This is a genomic window from Ruegeria sp. AD2(2025) (assembly GCF_056542385.1).
The window spans coordinates 1-24,323 of record NZ_JBQFZS010000008.1; the positions used below are offsets into that span (position 1 = coordinate 1).

The window sequence follows — 24,323 nt, forward strand, 5'->3', positions numbered from 1 at the left end:
CCAAACATAAGATCTGCCTATGAGTTGAAAAGGGACCGAAACAGCAAATGCCCGCGATCAGGAACCGCGGGCATTTATCGTTTTTTGTGAGTGACTTATCTGCTGCGCCAGGCTTGCGTTCGACCCAGGATTCCTTTCGACGCTACCAGGTGCAGGATACGCGCTGCGGCATTGGTGTAGAAGATCATCATCCCCATCGCCGCCGCCGGTGCAATATCCCCTGCATCATCCATGTTCAGCACCGCAATCGAGGCCAGCGTGGTCTTGGGTGAATACAGGAACACCACCGCCGACACTGTCGTCATCGCGTTGACGAACAGGTAGATCGAGATATCCAGGATCGCAGGCAGACAAACCGGCACCGTTACCCGCGCAAACAGCTTCATCGTGGGCTGCTTGAGCGAGGCCGAGACGGATTCGAACTCGGTATCCATCTGCTTCAGCGCGGTTACGGCGGTCAGGTGTGACACCGTATAGAAGTGGGTTACCGAGCAGATCACCAGAATGGCCATTGTGCCATAGATTGCATTCAGCGGGTTGGCCGGGTTGTTGAAGAAGAAGATATAGGCCAGACCCAGCACCATTCCGGGGATCGCCATGGGCAGCATCGCAAACATCTGGAACAGCGCCCGGCCGGTTTTGAACCCGTTCGACTTTTCAACCAGATAGGCCCCGAAGAACACGATCGCAGTGCCGATCACCGCCGTCAGCAGCGCCATCTTGATCGAGTTGAAATAGGACCCCCAGCCGCCGCCATCCATCTTGTCGAACTGATAGTTGTTCAGGCTGAGGCTCAGGTCATAGGGCCAGAACTTGATCAGCGCAGCGAATTGACACACCGCCAGCAGGCCAACGATGAACAGCGCGACCATGCTGCAATAGATCAGCATGATACGGTCGGTTTTCGGATTCGGGTTGGGCTGATAGGGCACCGAACGCGCCGACAGCAGGGCCACCTGTTTCGATTGCACCAGACGGTCGATGGCAAAGGCCAGGATCGCGGGCACCACCAGAACAACCGAGACAACAGCGCCCATCTCAAAGTTCTGCTGGCCGATCACCTGTTTGTAGATATCCACCGCCAGAACGTTGAACTGACCGCCAATCACCTTCGGCAGGCCGAAATCGGTGATCACAAGGTTGAACACCACAAAGGCCGCCGAGATCAGACCATAGCGCGCGCCCGGAATGGTCACGGTCCAGAAGGTCCGCCAGGGGGTCGAACGCAGGCTCGAGGCGGCCTCATACAACCGCGCGTCCGAGATCGCCAACGCCGTTGAGATGATCAGGAAGGCATGTGGAAAGGTGAAGAAAACCGAGCCGATCACGATGCCTATGGGTCCGTAGATACTTGCCCCAAACAGCAGCTCTTTCAGAAATCCCTGATTGCCGAACAGATAGACCAGCGCGATACCGGGCAGCAGCGAGGGCACCAGGATCGGCGCCATGGCAATCAGCCGGAACACACCTTTGAAACGCATGCAGCTGCGGTTCAGCGCATAGGCGAACCAGAAGGCCAGCGTGACCGTGATGACAGTGCTGACGACCGCAATCCAAAGCGAGTTCTTGATCGAATTGAACAGTGCCGGGGTCGAGAAATAGCTGATAAAGTTGTCAACACCCGTCGACTGCACCGGTCGCAACTGCACCCGGCGGAAGGTGTTTGAATCCAGTTCGACCCAATCGGTGCCTTTTTGCAGGTTCGAACCGATCAGGAACCGGCCATCCGGCGCGGTGTTCCGGATCTGATACATCACCGGGCTGCGGAAACTGAAATCGGGGAAGAATGGCGTGACCGACAGCCGCCCGTCAGAGCCTGTCGAAAGCTCCTGATCGGTATAGGCGCCGGTTTCCGCATTCAGTTGGGCCCCATTCAGGATGGTGCCGCTGAACACACCGTTGTCGTCGCTGACCTGAAACTCGTACTGCGACAGCTCCATCCGGTAGGTGGAAAACGATTTGGACAGCATCGCCCACAGCGGGAAGGCCAGCGTCACAACCAGATACAGGGCGATGACCATCATGCCGCCACGCATGATTAGGTCGTCGCGGCTCAGCTTGCCCTTGATGATCGGGCCGGCGGGCAGAGAGGTGGTGTCGGTCATCAGCCCTCCTCCGCCGGGGTGAAGGCCATCAGGCGGTTTCGAGGCAGTTCGATCATCATCTGGCCACCCTCTTCAAGACCCAGACGACGGACCGCGTTGATCGAGAAATCGGCGATCAACTCTTCGTCTCCGAAGGTCTTGTGGGACAGACGGCAGCGCCAGAACGAGCCAAGGAACTCCATCTCGGTGATCAGCACCTCAAAAGCGTTTTCGGGCGTGGTGATGATGTCGGGCGCACCGGGTGAACGCGCCCCTTCGCCATGCGGAATGATATCCTCGGGGCGGACGGCGGCGACGATGCGGCTGCCTTTCTGGTGCGAATGCGGCTCGCATTTCAGCGCCGAACCGCCAAGTTCCAGAGTATCGGTATCGCCTGCAACCGCAGGCAACTGGTTCATCTCACCGATGAAATCGGCCACGAACAGGTTGGCCGGATGGCGGTAAATCTCAGTGGGCGTACCGACCTGTTCGATTACGCCGTGGTTCATGACCACGATCCGGTCGGCCATGGCCAGCGCCTCTTCCTGATCGTGGGTCACCATCACGGTGGTCACGCCCAGCTTGCGCTGCAGTTCTTTGATTTCATGCCGCAAATGTACGCGCACCTTGGCATCCAGCGCCGAAAGCGGTTCATCCAGCAGCAACAGGCCGGGGTTGGTGGCAATGGCCCGCGCCAGGGCGATCCGCTGCTGCTGACCACCCGACAATTGAGCCGGGTACTTGCTGCCCTGATCCGGCAGACCCACCAGTTTCAGCAGTTCGGCCACCCGCACCGCAATCTCGGATTTGCTGCGGCCGGTGTTTTCCAGGCCAAAGGCAATGTTCTTTTCGATCGTCAGGTTCGGAAACAGCGCGTAAGACTGGAACACAATGCCGAAATCACGCTCGGACGGGGGCAGGTTCGAGACATCCTTGCCATCCTGCATAACCGTCCCCTTGGTCTGCAGGTCCAGCCCTGCAATGGCGCGGAGCAAGGTGGTCTTACCGCAGCCCGAGGGCCCCAGAAAACAGATGAATTCGCCTTCGTTGATGTCCAGCGAGATATCCCGGAGGGCCAGAAAATCGCCAAACGCCTTCCAGAGGTCTTGGATACTCAGATAGAGATCACCGGGAGAGGTTTTCTTAAGCACGGGGAGTGGTCCTTGAGCTTTGCGCAGCAGCCATGACGAGAGAGTGGCCAGAAATTCGCCGCGCCGTTCACGTGAGTTGTAGGGAGAGTTTATCCAAAGGTCGGAGGGGCGTTAAGCCCCTCCGACGTGAGTGGTTTATTCTTTGGGTTCGGACTTGCCGTCGTAACGCTCTTGCCATTCCTTCAGGATGGCAGCGCGGTTGTTGGCGGCGAATTCGAAATCATTGTCGATCATCGCATCCAGCAGACCTTCGGGGAAGTGCTCAACCGGCTTTGCGATACCAGGGTAGGCAACGACCGCGTAGCCAACATTGTACATCTCGTTGGCCTCAGGCGTGACCGAGAAGTCCACCAGTTTCTGAGCGGCTTCCAGCTTGTCGGTGCCCGCTACAATCGCCGTTGCTTCCATGTCCCAACCAACACCTTCGCTGGGCACGATGATGTCCAGCGGTGCGCCTGCGGCTTTCGACTTGGCGCCGCGGAAGGCAAACGAGATACCGATCGGAATCTCGCCGGCGGCAGCCAGCTTGCAGGGCTTGGAGCCCGAATGGGTGTAACGCGCGATGTTCTCATGCAGCGCGTCCATGTATTCCCAGCCGCCCTCTTCACCGAACATCTGCAGCCAGCTGGACACGTCCAGGAAGCCAGTGCCCGACGAGTTCGGGTTCGGCATGATCACATGACCCTTGTACTGCGCGTCGGTCAGGTCTTTCCACGAGGTCGGCGGCGTCAGGCCAGCCTTCTCGGCTTCGACGGTGTTGTAGCAGACCGAAGCAACCCAGGCGTCCATGCCAACCCAGCTGGGAACATCGCCGCCGTCGACGAATTTCGCATCCAGCTTCTCGACACCGACCGGCGCATAGGGCTCCAGCATGTCTTCGGATTTCAGCAGCAGCAGCGAGGTTGCCGCCAGACCCCAGACCACGTCAGCCTGCGGGTTGTCACGCTCGGCCAGCAGCTTGGCGGTGATGATACCGGTGGAATCGCGAACCCAGTTGATCTTGATGTCGGGATGCACGGCGTTGAACTGTTCAGCATAGCGGGCCAGGTCTTCGGCCTCGACTGCGGTGTAAACAGTCAGCTCGGTTTCAGCAGCGGCTGCGGCGGCGATCAGCGAAGTCGCTACAACTGCCGTGAAAGTGGAAAGAGTTTTTTTCATGTTGTCCTCTGTTGTGTAGATTATGACGCTGGCGCCATTCTCTCGTGGCGCTTCCACTATTAATTTTTGATGACAGTAATTTGACAGAATACCAAAACAAGAAAAATCGTTAAAATCTACAATATCATAAGTTTTCCCTATATATTATAATCCTGCAAAAAATTCAGCGTTTTGAAGCGGTTTCGCCCAAATTTCCACCAAAGGATGACCCACACCGCCCGCAAACCAGTAAAGGCGCCGTTACCATATCACATGCCAACGGCCAGATAGCCGGTACAAATTCCGCTGATGGTCACTCCTGCATCGTGCCGCAACAACCCGGCACGCCGCGAACTCGGGCGACTCGGCAGGCCTAGGTCTGGCTTTCGCGGGCTGGCAGGTCTTCGATCAAACGCGTCTCCAGCAACTGCCCGTTGGAATACAGGATCGGTGTGGAAATCGCCGCGATGTGGCTGTTGAACTCGCGTAGCGCACGCAGGGTTTCCAGATGCACATCACTGGTCTCGAAACTATCGAACATTCCGTTCTGCAACCGCCGGAAGTGGCGTTTGCGGCTGTCCCGTTCGGCCCGTTTGATTTCGGTCTTTTCCGAATTCAAAAGGCGCGCACTTTCCAGATCTTCCGAGATGATCACATTGGTCGCCAGTTTCAGGTTGGCCAGAATCTTTTCGTGCATATCCTGCACCTCGGACCAGCCTTCAGGCGAAAACTGCCTGCCGGTTTCGCGCAGTTCAGTCGCCAGCACCGTCAGCCGCTTGGCCACCACATCACCCGCAGTCTCAAGTCGGACAGCGTATTCCAGTACATCGCGGGCTGTTTCCGAGCTTTTCTTGTCCATTTTCTCGGCGGGCAGCGCAGCAACAAAGGCGCGGATATCAGTCAGGCACTGGTTCACGTCCAGATCAATGGCCTGAACCGCCTTAATCTGTTCGTCATCGCCCGACCGGTACAGTCCGAGCAGCGGGCTGAACATGGTCTGGACCAGTTCGGCCATCCGCAGCAGTTCCCGCTTTAGGGCCGAAACGGCCAGCACAGGGCTCTCGGCCATGTCGGGGTCCAGCGCGCTGACGGGGCGGGTCAGCGGATCGCCCTGCGTCTGGGGTTTTGTGTCCGGGAAGAACCGTTCGAACGGCGCATGCAGCATACCGCAGAACGGCATCGACAGAATCAGCAGAGAAGCATTGAACGCCAGATGCGCGTTGACCAGCATCTGTCCCTGATAGTCCGCGCTCAGCATTCCGGTCCTAAGGGCCAGATTGGCAGCAAACAGGCATATAACAGCCCAAAGTCCGCGTAGTGCAAGGTTGGCAAAGGGGATGCGCCTTGCGCGCGGCTCCATCCCGCGGGTCAGCCAGACGGGGATCAGCGCACTGCCCAGATTGGCCCCCAGAACCAGCGAAAGACCCGCCGAAAATGGCAACGCCCCAATCTGCACCAGCGTCACACACATCAGAATCGCCGCGACCGAGCTGTGCATCACAAAGGCCAGCGCCCCCCCGACCAGAAAGGCGGCCACATAATCGCGCACCAGATAGTCGGCGATGGCGGGCAGAAAGGCACTGTCGCGGATCGGGTCCATCGCCTCGCGCAGGAACCGCAGCGAGATCAGGATTAAGGCGACCCCCATCAGGATGCGCCCGATCTGGCGAGGCTTCTTACGCTCGGTCTTGACGAACAGCCAACCGCCCACCGCCAGCAGCAGCGGTACCAGCCAGTCCAGCCGGAACGACAGAATTTGGATCACCAGAGCCGAGCCCAGATCGCCGCCCAGCACAATCGCCAGACCGGCGGAAAAGGCCAGATACCCACCGGCGGCAAAACCCGAAGCCAGCAGCGCAACCGCTGCCGAACTTTGCAGCACAACGGCCAGCACCATGCCCGTCATGCTTGCGCCGATCATGCTGTCATTGCGGGTCAGAACCCGCTGGAACGAGGCGCCATAGCTGCGCTCGATCCCAGTGCGCACCATGCGCACCGCAAACAGCAGCAACATCGTCGCGCCAGCCAGCTGCATCAAGAAAACGAGTATTGCCATTATGTAATTGCCTCAGGTCTTGTTTGGGGTTCATCCTGCGCGCAACTGGCGGCAGGACTCCCGTCATTCGTGCGGAGATATGTCATTCAGCCGCCAACAGCGTTTTGATCTGCCAGCCCTCAAGTTTTGCCGCCAGTTTCTTCCCCGGAAGCGCATCGGTGATCAGTTGGTCGACAGCCTGAGGCTCAAATCCCTGATGCGGCCCCGAGGTGTCGAATTTCTGGTGCACCATGGCGACCATGGTCCGGCTGGTGCGGTCCACGACCACCGATGCCAGCTCGGCCTCGCCCGGGCTCTGGTACAGAAACCCGAATTTCGGGTCCAACGCGTCCGGGCTGAGGATTGCGATGTCGTAGGTATAACGGCGCAGCTGCGCCTCGGCGACAAATCCGAATGTCCCCATTTCGTCCTTGCGCATTTCACCGCCCAGCAGAAAGACGCGGTTTCCGTTGTGTGCCAAAAGCTTATGCGCCACGTTCATCGAGTTGGTCACAACCGTCAGATCCCGTCTGTCCCGCAAGGTCTCGGCGACGAATGCGGTCGTGCTGCCGACATCTAGGAACAGCGTGGCCCCGTCTGGCACAAGGCTGGCAACCGCCTTTGCGACCTGCATCTTTTCTTCGGTGAACTCGCCAAGGCGTTGGAAAAATCCGATCTCGTGCTGCGCGTCCAACAGGCGAACCATGCCATGGTTCCGCTCGACTATTCCCAGCTTGGACAGGGATTTGATCGTGCGCCGGATCGTCTCATCCGAAACGCTAAGCGTTTCCGCCAACTCCACATTGCGGGCCTGGCCGCCCAGTTGACGCAGCGCTTCGATTATTTGAAGCTCTCTCGGAGATAATGAATTCCGGGCGATCACGTTCGCACTCCTCACGCTTTGTGTGGTTTTTGCACTAAAATCCAACAAAGTCCACACAAGTATTGTTTTTTAACCAATCCTACCCTCATTATTGGGTGTATTTGAGATTTCAGGCAATACCAGCGTCGTTTTTGCAGGCCCCGGGGAATACAAATCACCAACAGCGCGGGCTGCGCGGGGCATCCGGGACCGGTCTGCAAAAACTGCTCGTAAGTCATAAAGATCATATTGACGCACCTTTCTTTCTCGGGCACTCAGATCGCTGATGGTTCCTGCGGATACGCCAAGGGATGAAAAGGGAATACGGTGCGGCACCGGGATAACCGGAACACGCCAAGACCGTAACTGCCCCCGCAACTGTAAGCGGCGAGCGACGTCAAACACCCACTGGCCGACGGGCCGGGAAGGACGGCCGAGCGCAGACCCGCAAGTCAGGAGACCTGCCATCAAATGTTAACCAACCCGGGGCGGGGCGTCCTGGAAGGAGGCTTTGATGGCACGTCTGATGCGTGTTTACCTGATCGGCACCTTCCGTCCGCGCTTGGCAATATGTGGAGCGGACGATGTCAGACCGGCCTGACCATTTTCTTCTGATCTGCGCCACCTGTGACGGAGGCAAGCCCGTTGATGCCATGCGCGGCGATCTGACGGACAAGCTGCCACAGGGGTTTGCGATCCGCACAGTTGACTGCATGGCAGGCTGCGACCGCCCCCGGACAGTGGGCTTTCAGGCGACGGGGAAGGCCCAATACCTGTTTGGCGACATCCAGACGGAAGCGGATATCGAGGCTCTGACCCAATTTGCCCAGCAATATCGGAACTCGGCCGACGGGTGGACCAAGGCCACCGACAGGCCACCCGCCTTGCTGACCAAGACGCTGTCCCGCCTGCCTGCGATCCACCGCGAGGGGCAAGCATGAAAGGCCCGGATTTTCTGATTGCGCGCGATCTCGAATATAATGCACCAAACGGGGATGTGCTGTTGCAGGATGCTTCGTTTGAACTGGACGAAGGCGCGATATTGGCCATCGCCGGGCCCAACGGGGCGGGCAAAACCACGTTGCTGAACCTGCTGTCCGGCGCGGCCGAGATGACGCTGGGGGATGTGCTGGTCAGGGGGCGCAGCCTCAGGCAGATGCCCGCGACCGAGCGGGCCCGGATGATCGCCGTGGTCAGTCAGCAGGAATATCCCGACGGGCGGCTGTCATTGCGCGATTATGTTGCGCTGGGTCAGATTCCGATCCGAACCGACCGCTCGGCCGACGACCATGCCGCCGACCTGACGCGCATTCTGGACCTGACCGGGCTGACAACCCTGGCCGATAAGAAAATGGCCGTGCTGTCGGGGGGCGAGCGTCAGCGGGCCCATATCGCGCGGGCATTGGCGCAGGACCCCTCGCTGCTGTTTCTGGACGAACCGACCAACCATCTGGACCCCGATGCCAAAGGGCGGATGCTGTCTCTGGTCGCGGAACTGGGAATCACCGTGGTCATGATCGTGCACGATCTGGTCATGATCCCGGAATTCGCCACCCATGTCGCGCTGATGAAATCCGCTCGATTGACCGGTTTCGGACCCGTGGCCGAGGTGCTGACCCCGGATCGGGTCCGCGACACGTTCGGGGTCGATTACCTGTGCCTGCCGCACGAAGGGCGCATGATTCCGGCGCTGGATATCAGAAGAACCTCAATTTCATCTCGATCAAGGAGCATTCCTGAATGAAACACCTCTGGTCAGTGGCTTTGGCCACAGCCTTGGCGGGCGGCGCTGCCGCGCATGAGATCACCGTCGACAATTGCGGTGAACCGCTGGTCTTTGACACCGCGCCTGAGCGGCTGGTGGTGCATGACATGAACATGACCGACATGGCCTTTGCTCTGGGTCTGCAGGACAAGATCGTCGGTCTGACCGGCATCACCGGCTGGTACAAGACCAGCCCGGAATTCGACACGCTGCGCGGCGACATCCCCGAGCTTGCCCCGAAATACCCCACTGTCGAAAACCTTGTGGCGGTCGAACCCGACCTGTTCTTTGCCGGTTGGTATTACGGCATGAAGCCGGGCGGCGACGTCACGCCCGACACGCTGGAACCCTTTGGCATCAAGACCATGATCCTGACCGAAAGCTGCGTGCATCTGGACAAGGACCGCCCCGAGGCGAGCATGGACCTGCTCTTTGACGATATCCTGCGTCTGGGCAAGGTGATGCATGTCGAGGACAAGGCCGAGGCGCTGGTGGCTGGTTGGAAAGAGCAACTGGCCGGGATCGAGGCCAAGACTGCCGATCTGTCCAAACCGCGCGTTTTCCTGCTGGACGGTCCAGCGGATGCGCCCTTCACAGCCGGTAAATTCGCCATCCCCGACGCGATGATTACCGCAGCGGGCGGCGAGAATGTCACCCATGACATGGATACCAGCTGGGGCCGCACCTCGTGGGAGGCCGTAGCGGCCGCAAATCCGGAATTCCTGGTGCTGCTGGACTATCAGACCGGCAATGGCGCGGCGGATACGTTCAAGTTCCTGCAGGAACACCCCGTCATGTCGCAGACCGACGCGGTCAAGAACGAGCGCTGGATCGGCCTGCGGTACGAGGAACTGACCCCCGGACCGGCAAATATCGAGGCGATCTCGAAAATGGCGCGGGCCATGCATCCGGGTCAGAGCTGACATGGGCCGAACCGGCCTGACACTTGTGCTGGGGGCGGTCGTACTGGCCGCCCTTCTGCTGGTCTCGACGATCTACGGCACCACCCCGATCCCCCTGCCCGATACGGTCGACGCCGTGTTGCTGGGCACCGGGCTGGCCGGGGGCGAGATGTCGCCGCTGCACCGGATCGTCTTTGATCTGCGCCTGCCGCGCGCGCTGTTTGCGGCGGTGATCGGGGCCGGGCTGGGGCTGGTCGGTGTTGTCCTGCAAACCACAACACGCAACGATCTGGCAGACCCGTTCCTGTTCGGCCTGTCGTCGGGGGCAGCAGCCGGGGCCGTGTTCGTCATCACGGTAACGGGCGATATTCTGGGCTTCTGGACCCTGCCTCTGGCGGCGTTCTGCGGCGGGTTGATCGCCTCGGGCATCGTGCTGGCGCTGGTCCACGGGCTGCGCACCAGCGCGCCGGAAAAACTGATCCTGGCGGGGCTGGCGGTTTCGTTCCTGTTCTCGGCCATCACCAATTACCTGATCTTCGCAGGCGACAGCCGCGCGGCGCATTCGGTGATCTTCTGGATGCTGGGCGGTCTGGGCCTTGCACGGTGGGAGACGTTTCCGCTGGTCTGCGCCGGTCTGCTGCTGATCCTCAGCTATTCGCTCTATCGCAGCCGCTGGCTGGACGCGCTACTGACCGGAGATCTGACGGCATCTACCCTCGGAGTACCCGTTCAGGGGCTGCGGTTCAGCATGTTCTTCGTGGCCGCGCTGGCGACGGCTGTTTTTGTCTCGGTTGCCGGTGTCATCGGCTTTGTCGGCCTGATGGTGCCCCATATCGCGCGCGGCATCGCCGGACCGCTACACCGCCAGCTTCTGCCGACGGCGGCGATCGTGGGCGCGGGGCTGCTGACAGGGTCCGACATCATCAGCCGCCTGCTGCTGGCCCCGCAGGAACTGCCAGTTGGCATCGTCACAACATCCATCGGCTCGGTCTTCGTGTTCCTGCTGCTGTTCAGGGGCGCGAAGACACCGCGATAACACGGGACACCCCGGATTGTCCCTCTCGGGCCATCACGGACATGACTCTATCGCGGAAAAACCGGCCTCACGTCGGCCACGTCCAAGGCCTCTTCAAGCGCCATCCCGAGCGCCAGCATGGGGCCTTCGTCAAACAGTTGACCCCAGAGGGAGACACCTCGGGGCACTTTGAAGGCCGGGCCGTCGCCGGTTTCAGGTCCACCGGGCGCGCGGTTTCCCAAAGTTCCCGGCAGCCTGCTGGGCAGGCTTTCGAACCCGGCGCGCAAGTGCAGACAGGGATGGCCGGTGAAATTGCTGGCCACGAGCATCGGCCCGGTGGCCGCAGGGCCGATGAGCACATCAACCTGTGACATCAGCCTGCCCACCTCCTCCATCACCCGAAAACGCAGGCGATCGAGGTTGACGTGATCCACAGCCGAAAGAAAACGGGCCTTTCGCATCGTATTCGGCCAGGCTCCATCCTCCTGCCATGTCAGCGCATCGTCCAGATCCGACAGCGTCAGATCCTCAAACGCAGCGGCGGCCTCGGCGTAGAGGATGTTGATCAGCGAGGTGTAGGGAAGATCGGGCAACGCCACTTCCCGCACCGTCAACCCAAGCGCGCGGACCGTGTCCAGTATTGCATGGTCGGTTTCCGTTGCGCCTTCGGCAAACGCCTCGGGCAGATAACCGACAACCATGCCGTCAATGCCGCTGGCTGCATCAAAGCGGAAGGGAGCAGCAATCGAGCACAGATCCGCCGGATCATGACCGTTCAGCTCAGCCAGCACCAGCGCGGTATCTTCGACACTTCGGCAGATGGGACCAACCTTGTCCATAGACCAACTCAGCGCCATCGCGCCGCGACGGCTGACCCGCCCGAAGGTCGGGCGCAAACCAGTGGTCCCGCACCGTTCGGAAGGCGATACGATCGAACCCAGCGTCTCGGTTCCGATGGAAAACCCACACAAACCCGCTGCGGTGGCCGAGGCTGAACCCGCGCTTGAACCGCTCGACCCCTCGTTCAGGTTCCACGGATTGCGCGTCCGCCCCCCGTACCAAAGATCGCCATAAGCCAGCGCGCCGAGCGTTGTCTTTCCAAGCAAAACCGCACCGGCCTCGCGCAGCCTGCTGGTCACTTCAGCATCTGTATCCGGCACCCGATCCTGAAAGGGCTCGGCCCCCCACCCTGTCACGACACCTCTGGTATCGAACAGATCCTTGAGCGCATAGGGCACACCATGCAAAGGACCCCGTGAGCGACCCGCCCGCGTCAGAGCATCCATAGCGTCGGCTTCCGACAACGCCTGCGCATCGGTCACGGTCGCAAAACAGTTCAGCCTGGGGTTCAGAGACGAAATCCGTCTCAGATAAATCTCGGTCAGCCTGCGTGATGTGATCTGCCCTGAAGCGATCCAGTAGGAAAGACAGGTCAGCGGAGCAAAGGCGATATCGTCTTCCGACGCCGGAAGATCGCCGGTAAAACCGGACGTCCTGACTGCATCTTCTCCCGTCGGCATTCTGAAACCCGGCAGTCGGGGATCAAATCTGCTCGCCATTGGCGTCTCATTGGGTAAAGGCACCTTTCGCCGGGCCCGAGCCGCAAGGATTTGCGTTTCGATGCTGTCCACCATCTGCCCGCGCTCGGCGGGCGTGTAGGCGACACCGGCGAGTTTTTCGGCGGCTTCGATGTCGCCTATGGTGACAGAATCCGTCATGTCCGTTTGTCAGCCATCGAAAAGTCCGGAGGCGTCTCGCCATATCCGTGGGCACGCACTTCGCTTTCCAGCGCAGCAAATCTGGTTTCCAGATGATCGCGCATGGCCTGTCGTGCGACGTCAGCATGTCGCCGGGCAATCGCCTCGACGATCGCCATATGTTCCGAGTGGGTCACGGCCAGAGATGCCCCATCGCGCGCCTTGGCCCGGATCCGAACCCAGCCAGCATTGAAACGAATGCTGTCGAGCAGCGAATAGGCCGTCAGCAGTGGTCGGTTGCGGGCGCATTGAGCAATCAGCCTGTGGAAAGACCCATCCCACAGTTCGGTGGCCTGCGCATCCGCCGCTTCGAACTGGCGCTGTGCCAGATGGCGCAGGCGGCTGATTTCATCAGGCGTCATACGTTTTGAACAAAGCGCCGCCAGCTCCGGCTCGATACACAGACGAGCCTCCATGACTTCCAGCGCATTGGTCTCGCCCGTGATTTTTGCTGCCAGATCGCCCATCGGGTCGGTGGGCTGGCCAATGAACGTGCCCTTGCCCTGTCTGCGCCAGACAAGGCCGTCGGTTTCCAGCGCATCCAATGCCTGACGCACGTGCCGCCGCCCAACCTCAAAGCGATCGGCCAGAGCGCGTTCGGTCGGCAGCTTGCCCTGTCCCTCCCACTCACCCGAGGATATCAGGGCCAGAAGCTGCCCCCGCACACGTGATGATGTCGCATTCAGCGGCATTTATTTCCCTTCACCCGTTCTCGACCGCAGCAGATAAGCTCTTGCGCCCCGCCGCTTTGCGCGCAGCTTCGGCGGCGGCAATGGTGGCGTCAATACCCTCGCGTCTGGGCTGGCCGGAAAACGCGGCGGCGGTCGGCATACCCTTGGCGAAATGGACGTATCGCTCTTGCGCGACCTCCCAAAGCCGGGCCAGTTCGTCCAGCGGGTTGGCGTGATCATCAGCACGCAGGTCAAGCCAGGGATGCTCCTCCTGCCGGTGTATGATCAGCCCGGCGGCCTGCCGCCCGCGCTTGTCGCCGCCTGCGGCCTGTCCGGCCTGCATGGCGCGGATCAGCCGTTCGGCAAAGGGACGATCAGCAAGCTCAGCAAAAGCTTCAGAGGTCGCCGTCAGGACCTGAGACCCGGCCAGCATGTTCCCTGCGACCGAGTGATCCTCTGCCATCAGGTGCCCGGCCCAATCCACGCAGTCTTGGCCGGTGTGCTGCGCAAAAGTTCCGTCCACACCCATCATATGCGCCTGCCGGATGGCCTGCCCCGCGTCCCGCGCAACCAGATCGTCCAGAACCGCCTGCGGATCTTCCCCGGCTGCCAGCCGGGCGCGCCCTTCGGTCCCCCAGATCGGGTTGCAGAACGCCTGACTGGCCACGGCGACACGCGCACCGACATAGGGAACAACGGCGCCGCAGGCAAAGAACTTGCTGGAAACGATTAGCCCGACGCTGCCGTCGTTGTCCCTTGCGATCAGCGACCAGGTCATCGGCCCACCGCATAGGCCTGCATCAGCCGCGGCGTCGCCGCCGCGCGCATGGAGCCGTCCGTTTCGCGCAGCGCAGCAGTCAGGCGCCCCACGCTCCAGGGTTCCGCGACAACTACATTGTGACCCCGCGCACGCAGATCAGCGATGGTTTCGGATCCGACATTGGGTTCGATCATCATCTCGCCCGACCGGACCTCACGCGGGAAAAAGGAGCCCTGAAAGTGCATCGAATGGAACAGCGGCGCATCCATGCAAGCCTGCAAACCCATACCGAAATGCACGAAACGCAGGAACCAGATCAGCTGCCACTGGTCCTGCTGGTCCCCGCCCGGAGTGCCAAAGACCAGACGTATACCGTTCTTTTCCGCCAGACTTGGCGTCAGCGTCGTGCGCGGCCTGCGCCCGGGGGCAAGCGAGGTCGGCAGGCCGTGTTCCAGCCAGAACATCTGCGCGCGCGAGTTCAGTGGAAAACCAAGGCCGGGGATGACCGGATTGCTTTGCAACCAGCCGCCGGACGGCGTGGCCGCGACCATGTTGCCCCACCGGTCGATCACGTCCAGATGCACCGTATCGCCACGCCTTTCGGTCAGATGTGACATGGTCGGCTCTTGCGCCACCACCGGGCCGACATTGAAGTCGCGCGCGCTGCGTTCGACATAGGCATCCGCCAGATGCTCCAGCCCGGGTACACGCCCCGGGCGCTGTTCGAACGACGCCTTTGCCGTAATCAGCTTGCGCCGTTCCGCGTTATACTCCTCGCTCAGCAGCACATCCATGGGGATTTCGCTGTGGTCCGGATCGCCGTAATAGGCTTCCCGATCCGCGTAGGCGAGCTTCATCGCCTCGATCACCGTATGCACAAATTCCCCGCCATTGGGATTCATTGCGCCCAGATCGAACCCCTTGAGCAGGGCCAGCGCCTGCAACATCACCGGCCCCTGGCTCCAGGCATGGGTCTTGTTGATGGTCCAGCCTTCATATTCATAGCTGAGCGGCGCTTCATAAGTCGCGCGCCAGCCAGCCATGTCGTCAGGTGCCAGCACGGCGGAATGCGGGGCGTTTGAAACATCCATGACGCTGGCAGTCTTCAGATAGTCAAAGATCGCATCGGCAACAAAGCCCTCGCGCCATTGCCGCCGCGCCTCATCTATCTGTGCTTCGCGGGTGTCGCCCGGGCTGTCGGCCAGCCGGTCGTAGGTTGCCGCCAGATCGGGGTTGCGGAACAGGCTATGCGGCTCGGGGCTTTTACCGCCGGGCGTCCAGACCTCGGCCGAGCTGGGCCATTCTTCGGCGAAAAACTCCGCCAGATCGGCAATCGTCTGCGCCACCCGCGGCAGTACCGGATGTCCGTCACGCGCATAGTCGATGGCGGGTTGCATGACATCGCGCAACGGCAGGCTGCCATGATCGCGCAGCATCAGCATCCAGCCGTCAAAGGCCCCCGGCACCACGGTCGACAACAGGCCCGAACCGGGAACAAGCGTCAGCCCCTGCGCGCAGTAGTGATCGACGGTCGCCGCCGCCGGTGCCACGCCTTGCGCACAAAGCACCTGCGTCTTTCCGCTGTCGGCAGAATGAAATATCGCAGGCATATCGCCGGCGGGCCCGTTCAGATGCGGTTCGACCACCTGCAGGGTCAAAGCGCAGGCCACGGCGGCGTCAAAGGCGTTACCGCCCTTTTCCAAAATGGACATCCCGACCGCTGATGCTATCCAATGGGTCGATGTGACGACACCAAACGTGCCGCGGATCTCAGGACGGGTGGTGAATTCGGACATAAGCGCTCCAGCAATTTTAGTGTTCACGCGGGTCGAGCGCATCACGCAGCCCGTCCCCCAGCAAGTTGAAACCAAGCACCACAAGGAAGATCGAAATCCCCGGCCAAAGGGCCATCCACGGGGCCTGATTCAGAAAGTTTTTGGCGGTGTTCAGCATGGATCCCCAGCTGGGCGCTGGCGGCTGCTGACCCAGCCCGAGAAATGACAGGGCCGCCTCGGCGATGATCGCGGTCGCAATCGTCAGCGTTGCCTGCACAAGGATCGGCGGCAACACGTTCGGCAGAATATACCGGCTGAGGATCAGCCGCGTGGGCAGGCCAATGGCCCGCGCACTTTCTACGTAGTCTTCGGATTTGATGTTGATGACCTGCCCGCGCGTCAGCCGAATGAAGATCGGTGTCGCCGAAATGCCGATGGCAATCATTGCATTGGTCAGGGACGGGCCCAGAAAAGCGGCCAAGGCAATCGCAAGGATCAGGAATGGCGCGGCCAGCAGCGCCTCGGTACAGCGCGAGATGACGGCATCGGTCCAGCCGCCGAAGAACCCAGCGACCAGTCCCAGCGGCACCCCCAGCGCCACCGCAATCCCCACCGAGATCACGCCGGCCAGCAGCGAGGCCTGCGCGCCCCAGATCATACGCGACAGGATATCGCGTCCGATCTCATCGGTCCCCATCCAGTGGGCCGCGCTGGGTGGCTTGCGGACAGCGCCCCAATCCGTGGCCGCCGGGTCCGGAATGGGCAGCAGCGGTGCGGAGATAGCAACCAGAAGGAAAAACACAACAAGGCCACCCCCCAGCATTGCGCTGCGATGGGCACGCAATTTCTTCCAGACCCGGCTTTCGCGCTTTGTGGCTAGAACGGGGTCTACCCTGGCGTCGGTTGCAGAGGCATCAGTCATCTACGGCTCTCTCAGACGGGGGTTGAGGACGAAATACATCATGTCGGCAATCAGGTTCATGACAATGAAGCCCACCGCGGTGACCAGAACGATGCCCTGCACCACGGCATAGTCGCGGTTGAACACCGCGTCGACCACCAGCTTGCCAAACCCGGGGATGGTGAAAATCTGCTCGGTCAGGACGGCTCCGGCGATCAGCTCGCCGAACAAAAGGGCCGTAATAGTCACGATCGGCGTCAGCGCGTTGCGGAAACTGTGCTTGAGGATGACAACCCGCTCGGGCAGCCCCTTGGCGCGCGCGGTGCGCACATAGTCGGCGCTCAGCACGCCCAACATGGATGATCGCGTGTGCCGCATCAGCGTTGCCGCCAGTCCGGTTCCAAGCACAAAGGCGGGCATGAGCATCGTGCGAATGGACTGCCAGAAATCCTCGGCCAGCGGCACATAGCCTGACGCGGGCAGTAACTGCCACTTCACCGAAACCAGCAGAATCAGCATGATGCCAAGCCAGAAATTCGGGATCGACAGACCGGACAGGGCGACGATATTGGCCACGTAGTCCGTAACAGTGCCCTTTTTGACCGCCGACAGGATTCCGGCGGGAACGCCGATGGCAAGCGCGAAAATGATCGCCATCACAGCCAGCTGGATGGTGACGGGCAGCTTTTCGGCGATCAGCTCTGTCACCGGCTGGTTGGACCGCAAAGACGTCCCCAGATCCCCCTGCAACGCGTTTCCGATCCAGGCGAGGTATTGCATCGGGATCGGATCGTTCAGGCGGTACTTCTCACGCAGGAATTCGAGCACCTCGGGATCGCGCTCCTCTCCTGCGAGCACCAGGAGCGGGTCCCCCGGCAACAACTTTTGCAGGAAAAAGACGAAGATAGAGATCAGTATGATGGTCGGCACCGCGATCAAAACGCGTCGCACCAGATAGGGAAACATGATCAGGCCTTTTGCGCGATAAAACCCCGCGCGCCGATGCGGCGCGCGGGACCATTTTGGGTCACTCTTCCCAGGTGACGTTTTCCAGACGGATCATGCCATCGGGATAAGCAACAAAGCCCTTCATCTTGTCGTTGTAGGCCCAGATCCATGTGACGTGATACAGGAACAGACGCGGCAACTCGTCCAGCATCATCACCATGGCTTCGTCATAAAGCCCCTTGCGCTGATCCGTGCTTGGCAACACCCGGGCTTCATTCATCATCTCGTCCATCTTGGGGTCCGAGAACTTGCTGTCGTTGATACCACCGTTCGTCGTGACGAATTGGTGGTTGTTGCCATCCGGATCTACACGGCCCGACCATCCGATCTGGCTGGCCGTGTAATCACCGGCCGACTGATCGGCCAGCAGGGTCGCAAACTCTTTCGAGGTCAGCGAGATATTGATCCCCGCCTGCGCGGCCATGGCCTGAATCACCTGCATGACGGCCAGAGGCTCGGTCGAGTTGGGAACCTGCACCTCAAGGTCGATCCCGTCCGGATAACCCGCCTCGGCCAGCAGCGCCTTGGCCTTCTCAATGTCCTGACCTTCGACGGGCAGGCTGCTGTTGTACCAGGGTGAGTTCGGCGGGAAGGACTGATTACCCGGGGCATAAGCGCCTTCGAACACCACCTGATTCAGCGCTTCACGGTCGATGGCATAGCTCAGCGCCTGACGCAGGCGCTTGTCATTGCCCCAGGGGTTATCGCCCTTGGCACCGTTGTTGATGTTGAAAGTAATGCCCTGATAGCCGAAGGAAACCGCGCTATCGACCACCAGCTGGTCATCCGCTTCGGCTTGCTTGAGGTCGGTCGCGGCCAGACGTTCCAACATGTCGATATCGCCTGACTGAAGGTTGGCCAGACGCACCGTCGTATCGGGGATGGGAAGGAAGGTGACGCTGTCGAAATGGATCGCGCCAGCGTTCCAGTAATCGTCAAACTTAGTCAGGACGATCTTATCCTGCGCAACCCGTTCCTCGAATTTGAAAGCACCTGAGCAGACCGGGTTCAGACCAAAATCGGCCCCCGCAGCCGCGGCGGCGGTCGGAGAGATCATCATCCCGGCACGATCCGCAAGCTGGGCAATCAGCGTGGCATCCGGGCCGGCAAGGTTGAGCACGATCTCATACTCTCCGGTAACCTCTGTCGAGGTGATCGATTTCAGCTCAGACTTGCGACGGGATTCGTCCAGCGTCTGAGACCGTTCGATATTCGCCGCAACGGCTTCGGCATTGAAGGGCGTACCATCATGAAACACGACACCCTCGCGCAGTTGCATGGTGACCTTGGTGCCATCGGACGAGGTTTCCCACGCCGTCGCAAGCTGAGGGATAATTTCCAGTTCGGGCGTGATGTCGACCAGCTTGTCACACATCGAGGCATAGACGATCCGACCGACAAAGGTCCGCGACTGATCGGGGTCCAGCACGTCTGCATCCGATTGCAGGGCAATGCGCAGGTCCTTCGCAACGCCCGGCGTCGCTGCAAGCGCGGTCGCACTCAAAAGAGCTGTGACCATGGCAGTTTTTACGTATCTCATCGTCTGTTCCTCTGCTGTTGGTTGGTGTTGTGAATGACTGTTCCGCCGGTCGTCGCGGCGCGATAAAGCGCAAAACGCGCCTCGGCTTTTTCCGATTTCTTGATGGGTGATGCGGCAGCCCGCGTCTCTGCAATCTCCTCCCAGAAATGGCAGGCCGTCTGATGGCCCTCTCCCTGCAGCGCAGGGCTTTCAGTCTTGCAGCGGGGCCGGGCATAGGCGCAACGCGTGTGAAACCGGCATCCAGAGGGCGGGTCAGACGGGTTTGGCAGCTCTCCCAGCAGCGCCGGAGTTTTGCCTCGGCTCCGGCCATCCATCATCGGAATGGCTGCCAGCAAGGCCTGCGTATAGGGGTGGCGGGGGCGCGACAGGACACTTTCGGCCTCGCCAACTTCGACGAACCTTCCCAGATACATGACCGCGACCCGGTCGCTCATGTGCCGAATGACCCCCAGATCATGGGCGATCACGACCAGCGTCAGGCCCAGATCACGCTGCAACTCGGCCAGCAGGTTGATCACCTGTGCCTGAACCGAAACATCAAGGGCCGAGACCGGCTCGTCGCCGATGATCAATCGGGGCTCGGCGGCAAGGGCGCGTGCGATCCCGATCCGCTGGCGCTGACCACCGCTGAATTCGTGCGGGTAGCGATCCGCGTGTTCCGCACGCAGACCCACCTGGCGCAGCAGCGAGGCCACACGCTCTTGCCGCTCCTGCGCGCTGAGGTCCGGGGCGTGCACTTCCAGCGGCTCTCCGACAAGTCGGCCAACGCTCATCCTTGGATTCAGAGACGAGAACGGATCCTGAAAAACAAACTGCATCTCGCCGCGCAACGCTTTCAGCGCCTCGCCCTGTGCGTGGCTGACGTCAGTTCCATCAAATCTTACGATGCCGTCCGTGGGTTCGAGCAACCGCATCAACAGCCGCGCCAGCGTAGATTTCCCGCAACCTGATTCCCCTACGATCGCAAAGGTCTCGCCCTTCTTTATCTGCACCGAGACCCCATCGACCGCCTGAACCCGGCGCTCGGGTGACAACAGGCCGCCACCCAAATAGAAGTGCTTTACGACATCGACCGCTTCGAGAATGATTTCGCCGGTCATGCGCTCACCCTGACATGAGCTTCGAGCGGTGCGAAATGACATGCAACAGCATGGCCTTCGCCGTCATCGCGCAGGCTGGGTCGGCTACTGCAAGCATCCGCGGCAAAGGCACAGCGGGTTCGGAACCGGCACCCCTGAGGCATGTTGGCCATGGTCGGGACGGTGCCGGGCACGATCGCCAGGGGCTCGCCCGGCCGATCAAAGCGCGGCATCGCGCCCATCAGGCCAATCGTGTAGGGATGTTGCGGATTATCGAAGACGTCGCGCACCGGCCCCTGTTCAACCACCTGCCCCGCGTACATGACCGCAACCGTATCGGCAATCTCAGCGACAACACCCAGATCATGGGTGATCATCACGGTGCCCATCCCGGTCTGATCCCCGAGATCCCGGATCAGATCAAGAATCTGCGCCTGTATGGTTACGTCCAGCGCGGTGGTGGGTTCATCGGCGATCAACACGTCCGGATCATTGGCCAGTGCCATGGCGATCATGACCCTTTGACGCATACCACCAGACAATTGGTGCGGATATTCCCGCAACCTCCGATCAGGATCGGCAATACCGACACGCTCCAGCATCTCTTTCGCGCGGGCCATCGCCTCGCTCCGGGTGACATCGCGATGGCATTGCACCACCTCGGCAATCTGATCCCCGATCCGGAAGGCTGGGTTGAGAGAGGTCATGGGTTCCTGAAAGATCATTGCGATCTTGTTGCCCCGAACGCTGGCCGGCAGCCGCTCGGTCTCCAGATTCCAACTGTCGGTCAGGATCGACAGTTTTCCTGAGGAAATATTGGATGAATTTGGCGGAAGCAGTCCCATCAAAGCCATTGATGTCACGCTTTTCCCGCATCCGGATTCGCCCACGACACACAGCACTTCGCCATGTTTCACACGCAGGCTCACCCCTTGGACGACGTCATTGGCTTGCCCCCTGAACCTCAGCGTCAAATCTGACAGCTCAAGCAACAGACGATGGCGATCTGCACTCGTCGAAGCGACTGCATCGGGCGTACTCAAACCAAAGACCTCGATTCGATATTCATGAACCTTTTATAAATTGGTTTGCTTCAATTGCCAGATTTTTTGCATGCGAACCTCGGAATTAGCGACGAAGGCACTGATCCGTTGTCTAGGAAATGAGCACTTTCAGCCCTTGAGAATACAGATCAGCGTCATGCGACCCCCTGGTCGGGATCAACCCCCGATACTGTAGACCTGCCATCAGAAACCGTTTCGGAACCGGGCAGTCGGATCGAACCCTCAGGCTTTGCGGCCACCATGTTTGCCTTTGCGAATCTGGGAAATGATCTCGGATGGTTGTCGCCAGAGTTGCAGAAGGCGTCCCGCTTCTGACTGCCTAGCCAATGAACCGCATCACAATTGGCGCGCCAAGGATGACCAGAACCAATCGAAACACATGATGTGCAACCACAAAGGCGACGTCTGCCCCCACGATCAGCGCCAGCACCGCCATCTCGGCCTGCCCACCCGGCGCGAAGGCAAGCAAAGCCTCGCGACCGGGCGCAAGGTCAAAGATAATCGCGACCTCGACCAGCGCGAATGTCAACGCGATCAGCACCAGGCAGAAGCCCGCCCCGGCCACAAGGTCGCGCTGAACTTCGGCGCGCGTCACGCCCGAGTATTTCGCACCCACGGTCAGACCGATGAAGAACTGCGCCAGCCAGATTGCCTCGGCGGGTGGGCGAAAGTGCAGGAATCCGGTCAGGGCAGCAATCGCCGCTGCAATCATCGGCCCCAGAATTGAGGCGCCAAACAATCCGGCCCGCTCTGCGATGCGCCAGCCCGCGACGGCACAGACAAGCATGATCAGCAGTTCATGTGGCGGGATTGATGCCGCGGGCGCTCCGGGCGGATTGCTGAGATCGACATCCCAGATGATCTCGAGAATAAACGGCAAGGCGGCGACGATCAGCAGAACCCGGGTGGCGTGGATCAGGGACAGGGTCCGCACATTGCCGCCAGCCTCTTCGCCGAAAACCAGCATGTCCTGAAGCCCGCCGGGCATCGCCGCATAGTATGCCGTCGGCATGTCATAGCCCCAGACGCGACGGAAATAGGGGACCCCGATCAGTCCGATCAAAACCACGCTGACCGGGATCATGGCCAGCGTGGGCCACATGGATGGGAAACTCGCCAGAACTGCCGGCGTCAGGGTCGCACCAACCGCGACACCCAGTATGGTCCGCATAGATTTGTTCACGACGGAAATCCCGCGCAGCGGCATCCCGAAGGCCGCCGCTATGAGACAGGCAAAGATGGGCCCCAACAACCAGGGCAACGGCAGGTCAAGCAAGTGAAACCCGGCCACGCCGGCAAGGCCAATTGCGAAGGTCAGAAAGATCGTCATCTCTGGAGTTTCACGGGCGTTCTCATGACCTTTCTACCTTTCAAAACTGTGACCTCAGGAGCGGGAGGCCGGCTCTCCTGCTTTAGCCGCGATCACCATTTAACATCGAACCTGCAACCCTATCCGTACAGATCTGGCGACGTCATCGAAACAAGGGTGTGAGCGCGCCCAACGAACCCAACGTCGCGATGCCTTGCGCACGGTCATATAGGTCGTCGGCACGTTCGTGATCGGCCATGCAATCGAGGAACTTCTCGCGCTTCTGCGTCTCGGAAAATGGTTCGGTGATGCTGCCCTTTGGATTGCGCCGAACCCGCTCGACTTTCGAACCATCCGTGAGTGTCGCGGTCAGGATATGTGGCAGAAAGTCTTCGGCAGCTTCTTCTTCGGCGGTATAGTGGGTCATCTTTATGCGGTCCAGCAGAGGTTCGTCCGCATGGGTCTCGACCCCTTCCGGGGTGAAATCTGCGACACTCAACCGGCCCGCCCGCACCGCGCGCGCGATGCAATAGGACATCGAGAACCGGGCCTCCATTTCGTTTCTGGGATGCGTGAACGGCATGTTCCGATAGTTCGCTATGCGCACCTTGACCGAGATGTCTGCAATGTTCTCGGGGGTGATGACGCCTTCGTCGTGCAGATCCAGCGCCATGTCGATGGCCATATGGCTGGACCCACAACAGGCGAACCGCTTTGGCATGACCCCGGCGGTTTCGATATAGTGGGGCATGTCGGGGGTTATGTTGAGATCGCCGTATCCGCGAGGGTCTTTGCCGCCGAAAAGCTCAAGAAATCCCTGCCCGCGTTCAATGATATCAGCGTGCCCGGAAAGACCTGCCCGCGCCAGACGGGCGGCTTCGATGGCATTTTTGGCGCCCATTCCCGCGTGGAACGGTTTGACAGGCGCCCCGAACTGGGCCTTGCTGCCCGAGGCGAAGCTGACAGTCAGCGACATCGCGTGGACGATTTGCGCGCGATCGAATCCCATCATCGAAGCCACGCCAGCCGCCGTTCCGATGGTGCCGATTGTCGACGTGCTGTGCCAGCCAGCGGTATAGTGAGAGGGCACCACACCCGCACCAACCAGTCCCTGAACCTGCAACGCGACCAGATAAGCCTCGACAACCTGCGCGCCGGATGCGTTCAGCTCATCGCCGATTGCCAGCAAAGCTGGAACTGAAACCGCTGAAGCGTGGCTGAGCGCGGGGCGGAAATTATCATCGAAATCCAGCGCATGGGCAGCGGTTCCGTTGATTGCAGCGGCAATGGCAGCATCTGACCGCCCGCCACCAATCAGCCGTGCCGGGCCATCCTGAGGCGATCCCGACAAATAAGCCTGTCGAACGCTGAGGGTCGCCGGGTCGTCGCGCCCCAGATACATACATGCAACCGTGTCCGTGATCGCATCGGCTGCAAGCGCGCGTCGACGCTCTGTCGATTGGTACGAGATGCACCAATCCGCGATGCGTTCCAGAACGGTGCTCATA

At 60.5% G+C, this 24,323-nt stretch carries 20 protein-coding genes and 1 riboswitch; of the genes, 4 read left to right on the forward strand and 16 right to left on the reverse strand.

The genetic code is table 11. The features are described 5' to 3' along the window. Positions 1–95: 95 nt before the first annotated feature. From ACR1XV_RS15445 to ACR1XV_RS15465, 5 genes are all read right to left on the reverse strand, one after another. A complete protein-coding gene (locus ACR1XV_RS15445) occupies positions 96–2,105 on the reverse strand; it encodes a putative 2-aminoethylphosphonate ABC transporter permease subunit (RefSeq protein ID WP_480532884.1) in 2,010 nt (669 codons plus the stop codon). Continuing rightward, on the reverse strand, positions 2,105–3,235 hold the full coding sequence (locus ACR1XV_RS15450) for a putative 2-aminoethylphosphonate ABC transporter ATP-binding protein (protein WP_480532886.1): 1,131 nt from the start codon (positions 3,233–3,235) through the stop codon (positions 2,105–2,107). Before ACR1XV_RS15450 ends, ACR1XV_RS15445 begins: the two co-directional genes overlap by 1 nt. 135 nt (positions 3,236–3,370) lie before the next feature. Continuing rightward, entirely contained in the window at positions 3,371–4,393 is a 1,023-nt protein-coding gene (locus tag ACR1XV_RS15455) for a putative 2-aminoethylphosphonate ABC transporter substrate-binding protein (RefSeq protein ID WP_480532888.1), read from the reverse strand. A gap of 352 nt (positions 4,394–4,745) precedes the next feature. Next, a complete protein-coding gene (locus ACR1XV_RS15460; protein WP_480532890.1) occupies positions 4,746–6,428 on the reverse strand; it encodes a Na/Pi cotransporter family protein in 1,683 nt (560 codons plus the stop codon). A gap of 82 nt (positions 6,429–6,510) precedes the next feature. Continuing rightward, entirely contained in the window at positions 6,511–7,305 is a 795-nt protein-coding gene (locus ACR1XV_RS15465) for a DeoR/GlpR family DNA-binding transcription regulator (protein WP_480532892.1), read from the reverse strand. Positions 7,306–7,539: 234 nt separating this feature from the next. Continuing rightward, positions 7,540–7,752, forward strand: a riboswitch (cobalamin riboswitch). 101 nt (positions 7,753–7,853) lie between these two features. Between ACR1XV_RS15465 and ACR1XV_RS15470 the strand changes: the two genes are divergently transcribed. From ACR1XV_RS15470 to ACR1XV_RS15485, 4 genes are read left to right on the forward strand one after another with little or no spacing between them, the layout of a single operon-like run. Beyond that, entirely contained in the window at positions 7,854–8,210 is a 357-nt protein-coding gene (locus ACR1XV_RS15470) for a DUF1636 family protein (protein WP_480532894.1), read from the forward strand. Then, entirely contained in the window at positions 8,207–9,013 is an 807-nt protein-coding gene (locus tag ACR1XV_RS15475; RefSeq protein WP_480532896.1) for an ABC transporter ATP-binding protein, read from the forward strand. Before ACR1XV_RS15470 ends, ACR1XV_RS15475 begins: the two co-directional genes overlap by 4 nt. After that, positions 9,010–9,957 carry an ABC transporter substrate-binding protein gene (locus ACR1XV_RS15480; protein ID WP_480532898.1) on the forward strand — a complete coding sequence of 316 codons (948 nt, stop codon included), beginning with the start codon at positions 9,010–9,012 and terminating at the stop codon, positions 9,955–9,957. The genes ACR1XV_RS15475 and ACR1XV_RS15480 overlap by 4 nt, the downstream gene beginning before the upstream one ends. A gap of 1 nt (position 9,958) precedes the next feature. Further along, positions 9,959–10,972, forward strand: coding sequence for a FecCD family ABC transporter permease (locus ACR1XV_RS15485; RefSeq protein WP_480532900.1), 1,014 nt, complete (start codon positions 9,959–9,961; stop codon positions 10,970–10,972). A gap of 47 nt (positions 10,973–11,019) precedes the next feature. Here ACR1XV_RS15485 and ACR1XV_RS15490 read toward each other — a convergent pair whose 3' ends face one another. From ACR1XV_RS15490 to ACR1XV_RS15540, 11 genes are all read right to left on the reverse strand, one after another. Then, the gene (locus ACR1XV_RS15490) at positions 11,020–12,669 is read right to left on the reverse strand and encodes an amidase (RefSeq protein WP_480532902.1); all 1,650 of its coding nucleotides are present in this window, start codon (positions 12,667–12,669) and stop codon (positions 11,020–11,022) included. Next, positions 12,666–13,400, reverse strand: coding sequence for a FadR/GntR family transcriptional regulator (locus tag ACR1XV_RS15495; protein WP_480532904.1), 735 nt, complete (start codon positions 13,398–13,400; stop codon positions 12,666–12,668). Before ACR1XV_RS15495 ends, ACR1XV_RS15490 begins: the two co-directional genes overlap by 4 nt. A gap of 10 nt (positions 13,401–13,410) precedes the next feature. Beyond that, the gene (locus tag ACR1XV_RS15500) at positions 13,411–14,157 is read right to left on the reverse strand and encodes a DUF1028 domain-containing protein (protein ID WP_480532906.1); all 747 of its coding nucleotides are present in this window, start codon (positions 14,155–14,157) and stop codon (positions 13,411–13,413) included. Then, positions 14,154–15,935, reverse strand: a complete 1,782-nt coding sequence (locus ACR1XV_RS15505; RefSeq protein ID WP_480532908.1) for a gamma-glutamyltransferase family protein — start codon at positions 15,933–15,935, stop codon at positions 14,154–14,156. The genes ACR1XV_RS15500 and ACR1XV_RS15505 overlap by 4 nt, the downstream gene beginning before the upstream one ends. A gap of 16 nt (positions 15,936–15,951) precedes the next feature. Beyond that, positions 15,952–16,836, reverse strand: coding sequence for an ABC transporter permease (locus ACR1XV_RS15510; RefSeq protein WP_480532910.1), 885 nt, complete (start codon positions 16,834–16,836; stop codon positions 15,952–15,954). Next, positions 16,837–17,781, reverse strand: a complete 945-nt coding sequence (locus ACR1XV_RS15515) for an ABC transporter permease (protein ID WP_480532912.1) — start codon at positions 17,779–17,781, stop codon at positions 16,837–16,839. 61 nt (positions 17,782–17,842) lie between these two features. Further along, complete coding sequence (locus ACR1XV_RS15520) at positions 17,843–19,363, reverse strand: ABC transporter substrate-binding protein (protein ID WP_480532914.1); 1,521 nt, start codon at positions 19,361–19,363, stop codon at positions 17,843–17,845. Further along, a complete protein-coding gene (locus tag ACR1XV_RS15525; RefSeq protein WP_480532916.1) occupies positions 19,360–20,463 on the reverse strand; it encodes an ABC transporter ATP-binding protein in 1,104 nt (367 codons plus the stop codon). The genes ACR1XV_RS15520 and ACR1XV_RS15525 overlap by 4 nt, the downstream gene beginning before the upstream one ends. Next, entirely contained in the window at positions 20,460–21,485 is a 1,026-nt protein-coding gene (locus tag ACR1XV_RS15530) for an ABC transporter ATP-binding protein (protein WP_480532918.1), read from the reverse strand. Before ACR1XV_RS15530 ends, ACR1XV_RS15525 begins: the two co-directional genes overlap by 4 nt. Before the next feature lie 340 nt (positions 21,486–21,825). Continuing rightward, entirely contained in the window at positions 21,826–22,836 is a 1,011-nt protein-coding gene (locus tag ACR1XV_RS15535; protein WP_480532920.1) for an AbrB family transcriptional regulator, read from the reverse strand. 142 nt (positions 22,837–22,978) lie between these two features. Beyond that, positions 22,979–24,322 carry an MmgE/PrpD family protein gene (locus ACR1XV_RS15540; RefSeq protein WP_480532922.1) on the reverse strand — a complete coding sequence of 448 codons (1,344 nt, stop codon included), beginning with the start codon at positions 24,320–24,322 and terminating at the stop codon, positions 22,979–22,981. Position 24,323: the final 1 nt, after the last annotated feature.

What these genes read in the sequence shown, in the direction of transcription:
- ACR1XV_RS15445 (WP_480532884.1), bottom strand. Translation starts at nt 2,105, where the DNA reads ATGACCGACACCACCTCTCTGCCCGCCGGCCCGATCATCAAGGGCAAG.
- ACR1XV_RS15455 (WP_480532888.1), bottom strand. Translation starts at nt 4,393, where the DNA reads ATGAAAAAAACTCTTTCCACTTTCACGGCAGTTGTAGCGACTTCGCTG.
- ACR1XV_RS15460 (WP_480532890.1), bottom strand. Translation starts at nt 6,428, where the DNA reads ATGGCAATACTCGTTTTCTTGATGCAGCTGGCTGGCGCGACGATGTTG.
- ACR1XV_RS15470 (WP_480532894.1), top strand. Translation starts at nt 7,854, where the DNA reads ATGTCAGACCGGCCTGACCATTTTCTTCTGATCTGCGCCACCTGTGAC.
- ACR1XV_RS15475 (WP_480532896.1), top strand. Translation starts at nt 8,207, where the DNA reads ATGAAAGGCCCGGATTTTCTGATTGCGCGCGATCTCGAATATAATGCA.
- ACR1XV_RS15480 (WP_480532898.1), top strand. Translation starts at nt 9,010, where the DNA reads ATGAAACACCTCTGGTCAGTGGCTTTGGCCACAGCCTTGGCGGGCGGC.
- ACR1XV_RS15485 (WP_480532900.1), top strand. Translation starts at nt 9,959, where the DNA reads ATGGGCCGAACCGGCCTGACACTTGTGCTGGGGGCGGTCGTACTGGCC.
- ACR1XV_RS15490 (WP_480532902.1), bottom strand. Translation starts at nt 12,669, where the DNA reads ATGACGGATTCTGTCACCATAGGCGACATCGAAGCCGCCGAAAAACTC.
- ACR1XV_RS15495 (WP_480532904.1), bottom strand. Translation starts at nt 13,400, where the DNA reads ATGCCGCTGAATGCGACATCATCACGTGTGCGGGGGCAGCTTCTGGCC.
- ACR1XV_RS15500 (WP_480532906.1), bottom strand. Translation starts at nt 14,157, where the DNA reads ATGACCTGGTCGCTGATCGCAAGGGACAACGACGGCAGCGTCGGGCTA.
- ACR1XV_RS15505 (WP_480532908.1), bottom strand. Translation starts at nt 15,935, where the DNA reads ATGTCCGAATTCACCACCCGTCCTGAGATCCGCGGCACGTTTGGTGTC.
- ACR1XV_RS15510 (WP_480532910.1), bottom strand. Translation starts at nt 16,836, where the DNA reads ATGACTGATGCCTCTGCAACCGACGCCAGGGTAGACCCCGTTCTAGCC.
- ACR1XV_RS15515 (WP_480532912.1), bottom strand. Translation starts at nt 17,781, where the DNA reads ATGTTTCCCTATCTGGTGCGACGCGTTTTGATCGCGGTGCCGACCATC.
- ACR1XV_RS15520 (WP_480532914.1), bottom strand. Translation starts at nt 19,363, where the DNA reads ATGAGATACGTAAAAACTGCCATGGTCACAGCTCTTTTGAGTGCGACC.
- ACR1XV_RS15525 (WP_480532916.1), bottom strand. Translation starts at nt 20,463, where the DNA reads ATGACCGGCGAAATCATTCTCGAAGCGGTCGATGTCGTAAAGCACTTC.
- ACR1XV_RS15535 (WP_480532920.1), bottom strand. Translation starts at nt 22,836, where the DNA reads ATGACGATCTTTCTGACCTTCGCAATTGGCCTTGCCGGCGTGGCCGGG.
- ACR1XV_RS15540 (WP_480532922.1), bottom strand. Translation starts at nt 24,322, where the DNA reads ATGAGCACCGTTCTGGAACGCATCGCGGATTGGTGCATCTCGTACCAA.